Below are 4,577 nucleotides of genomic sequence, written 5' to 3'. Positions count from 1 at the left end.
CCTCTGCCTTCTACAAACAACATTAGTTCGTCGAAACCGTAGCACAACATTGAATGAGTTGGGTTGTGCAGCATCTCGCCGACGACGTTGACGTCGCCGTCTAATAAGGTCGAATGTTCCTTGTGTTTTATCTCGGCGAGAGGACTCTCCCACATCGAAGTCGGGGATCCTTTATCTCCCGTGGCTATCGCGGCGCGATAGGACCGGATGATGCGCTCTATGAAATCCGTGCTCGAACGGTGTTGCGACTGTCCCGATGTTGCAATGACAGACGCCGAATGCTCGCGAGGGCGGTGACGCAGCCAGCACAGTTTGAGTTCATCCTCCAACTGAGTGACTCTAGTTTGTAGGTCATCGCGAGTGATTTTGAGGCGCGAACATTCAGACTCAAGCACTGCAACCCGAGTAAGCAGGTCGTTTCGGTGCTGTCTTAGCCTCCGTATAGGAGGGGCTGCGGCGCTGATGAGATTTTTGAGGGTATCGCTCATGACGGCGCGAACCTATCCGCCATAACCGCCCTGAGCAAGCGGACCAAAGTACCGCAGGGATCATTGGCCAACGTAGCAGCGGCCCAAGCACCAAGAAGCGGGAAGTCATCTGGGGCGGCAGGATCATGGGCGCAATTGCTTTTCGGTCAGACAATCCGTCTCGGCGCTTTAAGAGTTCGACATGCATGGCGAGTGATACATTTTCGTCAGTCAACGTCGCAGGTTTGCCGCGCTTTCGTGGTGGCACACTGAAGCCGGGAACATGATCCCTAGGCCAAATGCCACGCGAGTTTGGACCAAGCAATCGCGGTTTTGACAGGATCGAATTCAAAACCTGGACGGCTTCCTCGATCGTGAACGCCATCGGCGCTAAATGCTGCGGCGCCAAGGGTGGCAGTTCTTGCATGACATTGCCTTTCCCGACCCGGACAAACCGGAATCAGTGTCGGCAAACTAATTTTTGGACGGGACGGGACGTAGCACGAAAGATGTGCTCCGCGATAGTCCGGTAACAAGCTCACAATCTCGTGGGAGGTAACAAGCCGCAGCTGGCTGCGCCTCACCGACGTCGTGGTGCTTCGATGACGATGCGGACTGGTTTTGTCGTTTAGCTTTCCGTTTTGGCAGCCTTCGTTCGCCAGAGACGGAAAAGATAAAAAATAAGCCCTAATGAAGCTGCAAGTCCCAGCAGGATTTCGACGATGAAGAGCACCTGTCGGTTCCTACGGGCTTTGTTAGCCTCCATGACGACGTTGATAAGCATCTCCGGTGTGGGCTGAGGGCGCTCGGCCAAAGGCGGCAAAATTCGCCTGACGACCGGGATAGCCACAATCGTATCCCGCTGATCTGCGAAGCGGATGCGGACATTAAATTCCAGCTCGATGCCTGGCGTAAGGCTGTCCGATTTTCCGTCTGTGGCCCCTGCCAAGATTGCCTTGACCATGCCGGTGCCCTTCGGCGCTATCGTTCCCAAGGTTTGCAGGCTTAGCGATGTACGGAGCTTGTCCAAGCTCTGCTGGGCGCTGGAGAGATACAACGTTCCAGCCTCGAGCGAGTTTTCGACCTCAAGGCTTAGTGGAGCGATATTGAAGTCGGCACGATTGATTATCGAAATCACCAATGAGGCTGCCGATGCGCCGAGCGGTCGTATTTGGATGTCGATTGCGGGCTCCTTATCTCTCAGCTCGCGTTCTTCTTTTGCGGCGTTGAGGTCGTAGGACATCTTCGTATAGATCAGGCTGCCACCCGAAAGGAGTATAGCAATAGTCGACACGACTGCGGCGTAGTGAGCGAGTGTGAGTTGTCGCCAAGTCATCTATTTTTTGGCACTTTCTTTCTCGGGGCGCTCGCCGGATGCATAGTCAGTCGCGCTCCCCATCAACGAGCGGTGACGGCGATGCTGCATGATGAGCATGCGCAAAAGCTAAGAGTCGACCCTCAACGGAATCCAGGGACAGTTTTAGAACAGCACTTGTCCCAAGCGCGCACTTCATCGCATGAATGAAGCCATCCCCTCCCTTTGACTGAAAGGTGGCGATACCGCTCTTGTGGTCGATGGTCGAAAACATGCCGCGATGTCCGAAGGAATTTGGATGACAAAATTCCGATAGGCCGTCGTAATGACTTCGGTAACCCGGCAGAAGATGTTTGTCGATCGCATCGATAGAATTTAGAATTTGCCGGGCTTTCAGTTCTGGATTGTCTTCCAGCAACTGCTCGTCCCTAGTGCCGAAGAGAGCCTTCGTAACTAACCCGTCGACGGCCGCAAATTCCGACGCGGCAGCATGCTTCTCAAACGCTTTGGAAAATTCCCAGAAGAACGCCGCGGTCTCGACCATTGCCCGGCCGTTGAGGACGGCGCTCAAGAAAATCGAATCGTTCCACGACAAGGCCGCGCCTTCAGCCAGGGAGATAAACCGGTGCGTCACCGCGTTTGAAAGCATCGCAACCTTCCACGCGATTTTTGATCGCCGGTATGGTTCTTCAATAATGTCGATGACGGCCAACCGGCGCTTAGCGAGCTGCTCGAGTCCAAAGTTCAGCTCGCCGATTTCGTCGCGGTGGGCACTCTCAACCATGGTGGAGTCGACGAGGATCACTTCCAGCTCCCTGTCAGGAACGCCAATGCCGCGTCAGGATGTAGCTTGAGCTGGGATACCGTCGGCGTCGGAGTGGTGATCATTGACTTGCTAGCGCTGTTGATAGGGCAGCAGATCACTTGGGCGGAAAAATGCGATATAATTCAACGCTATACGCAGAGGAGATGGCGGAAGGGGTGGGATTCGAACCCACGGTACCCTTGCGGGCACGCCGGTTTTCAAGACCGGTGCCTTAAACCACTCGGCCACCCTTCCGGATCAGTAATTTCAATGACTTAAGACATACTCCAAAAAGAACAGATGGCGAAACTGCCACCGGATTGCCACCCGACGCTCTCACGAAGCGCCCAAGGCCGCGTTGATCGCCGCTGCCGCCTTGCCGTCGTCTTTCCTAAACAAGTGGGCATAGATGCGCAACGTGATGTCGGGCTTGGCGTGCCCTAGGCGCTTGGAAATCGTGACGATATCCACGCCGGCATCGATGAGCTGCGAGGCGTGGGTGTGTCGCAGATTGTGGAACCCCATGTCCGGCTTAAAGTCGCTCCACGCCTTGGAATAGCGCTTCTGAGAGGGCAGGGCACCGTCAAGGCCGGCGAACAGCAATGCGTCGTCTAGAAGCTTTCCCAGCCCCATGGCCAGCCGAATTTCCAACTGCTCTTTCCGGAATTCGCGTAACGTTGCACCGCCGTAACGCGCTTGGCGCTCGCCGGCTGCACGGTGCCGCAGATCGCCGCGCTCACGGGACACAGCCTCAAGGACGTCGAGCGCATCCTGCAGGCGCACCATCTCGGCGGCAAATTTGAGTTGGCAGAGCAGGCGGCGGCTAAGCTCGAACAGCACGTTAACGAAAAATCACCGGCTAATTTGCGATGATTTTTCGGGCCGCAACATAGAGCACCCGCTGCCGGCGGCCGCGGCGCGCACAGTGCCACTCTATTTCTTCCGCGTCATATCCGCCGATCGCGCGCAGCTCGTCGCGGAGGTTGTCGGCAGCGTCCTGGCGGGCTTCCGCCATGCTTTTGGCGATGCCGCACCGGCGAAGCGTCGAGACGCGGGCGCGGAGAGCTGCTGGGCTCGCTTCGCGAGCGAACGCGGTCACAGCGGCTTCATACCGACGGCGCTCGGGCGCCCATTCCTGGCGGCTCGTTTCGTCAAGGAAGGTCGCGGCGGGCAGGGCAGGAACGGTGATGCTAGCAACGGCGAGGTTGATCATTCGGTATCCCCTTTTTCAAGAGCGAGCCATTTCGCTTGCTGTAAACATTAATCGTTCACTGCATTGCTGTCAACGGTTTTCATTGACAGTTGGTGCGAAATTTCTAAGATGCCGCCCGTGTATCGAGTACGGGAGTATCAAGGGTGAAAATCACTGGGGCGCAAATTCGCGCGGCACGCGGATTTTTGCACTGGTCGGTAGCTAAGCTAGCCGAGCGTGCGAACGTCGGAATTTCCACAATCCAAAAGATTGAAGATGTCGACGGTGACGCCGCGATCGAATCTAACCAGGCTTGGCGATCGGAAGCCCGCGCCGACGCGCTCCGGAAGATCGTCGCGACACTGGAAGCGGCCGGAATCACTTTCTTGCCGGCGAATGCTCAGGGAAACGGGATCCGCAGGCGGTCGGATTGACAATATATGATATTCAGATATTATGCCGGCGATGAAGGCTACCACGCCGATATTTGTCGACATCTTTCACCGGCTCTTGGGGATTCCGGTCTCCACAATCACGACCTATCTGCAGCGCCTGCGCGAGGACGAAAGCGTTTTTCGCCGCGGAAAACAGGGACTTGGTGCGATCGAGCCGTGGAGTGCCCCCCAAAAGTGAGACACGGGAAATTAGGGACAGTTCTCTAACGGAGAACGTATGCCCAACAAATCCCCCCGTGTTTTCAGCCGAGAGTTCAAGCTTGAGGCGGTTCGCCGCATTCTGGCGGGCGAGCGGATCAAGGCGCTTTCAGAAGAGCTGAAGGTGCTGCGCAAGGATCTCTAC

7 protein-coding genes and 1 tRNA gene are annotated in these 4,577 nt (G+C 56.3%); 2 read left to right on the top strand and 6 right to left on the bottom strand.

Translation table 11 applies throughout. The features are described 5' to 3' along the window. From CWO89_RS47320 to CWO89_RS41035, 6 genes are all read right to left on the bottom strand, one after another. The coding region (locus CWO89_RS47320) for a hypothetical protein (RefSeq protein ID WP_207234676.1) at nt 1–329 on the bottom strand (329 nt) is incomplete at its 3' end. A gap of 766 nt (nt 330–1,095) precedes the next feature. After that, nucleotides 1,096–1,710, bottom strand: a complete 615-nt coding sequence (locus tag CWO89_RS41060) for a hypothetical protein (RefSeq protein ID WP_130583946.1) — start codon at nt 1,708–1,710, stop codon at nt 1,096–1,098. A 139-nt stretch (nt 1,711–1,849) separates the two neighbouring features. Then, a complete protein-coding gene (locus CWO89_RS41055; RefSeq protein ID WP_130583945.1) occupies nt 1,850–2,587 on the bottom strand; it encodes a hypothetical protein in 738 nt (245 codons plus the stop codon). A gap of 165 nt (nt 2,588–2,752) precedes the next feature. Next, nucleotides 2,753–2,842: transfer RNA gene (locus tag CWO89_RS41050), tRNA-Ser, on the bottom strand. A gap of 81 nt (nt 2,843–2,923) precedes the next feature. Continuing rightward, nucleotides 2,924–3,427 carry a tyrosine-type recombinase/integrase gene (locus CWO89_RS49295; RefSeq protein ID WP_349644937.1) on the bottom strand — a complete coding sequence of 168 codons (504 nt, stop codon included), beginning with the start codon at nt 3,425–3,427 and terminating at the stop codon, nt 2,924–2,926. A gap of 19 nt (nt 3,428–3,446) precedes the next feature. Then, nucleotides 3,447–3,800 carry a hypothetical protein gene (locus CWO89_RS41035; RefSeq protein ID WP_130583944.1) on the bottom strand — a complete coding sequence of 118 codons (354 nt, stop codon included), beginning with the start codon at nt 3,798–3,800 and terminating at the stop codon, nt 3,447–3,449. A 143-nt stretch (nt 3,801–3,943) separates the two neighbouring features. On the opposite strand from CWO89_RS41035, the gene CWO89_RS41030 reads away from it, so the two are divergent. Together CWO89_RS41030 and CWO89_RS46445 are read left to right on the top strand one after the other, a co-directional pair. Continuing rightward, complete coding sequence (locus tag CWO89_RS41030; protein WP_130583943.1) at nt 3,944–4,213, top strand: helix-turn-helix domain-containing protein; 270 nt, start codon at nt 3,944–3,946, stop codon at nt 4,211–4,213. A 22-nt stretch (nt 4,214–4,235) separates the two neighbouring features. Next, nucleotides 4,236–4,412, top strand: a complete 177-nt coding sequence (locus CWO89_RS46445) for a hypothetical protein (RefSeq protein ID WP_165421545.1) — start codon at nt 4,236–4,238, stop codon at nt 4,410–4,412. The last annotated feature ends 165 nt before the right edge of the window (nt 4,413–4,577 follow it).

This window comes from Bradyrhizobium sp. Leo170 (assembly GCF_004296405.1).
Taxonomy (GTDB): domain Bacteria; phylum Pseudomonadota; class Alphaproteobacteria; order Rhizobiales; family Xanthobacteraceae; genus Bradyrhizobium.
This window is presented reverse-complemented; position numbering and strand designations above follow the sequence as displayed.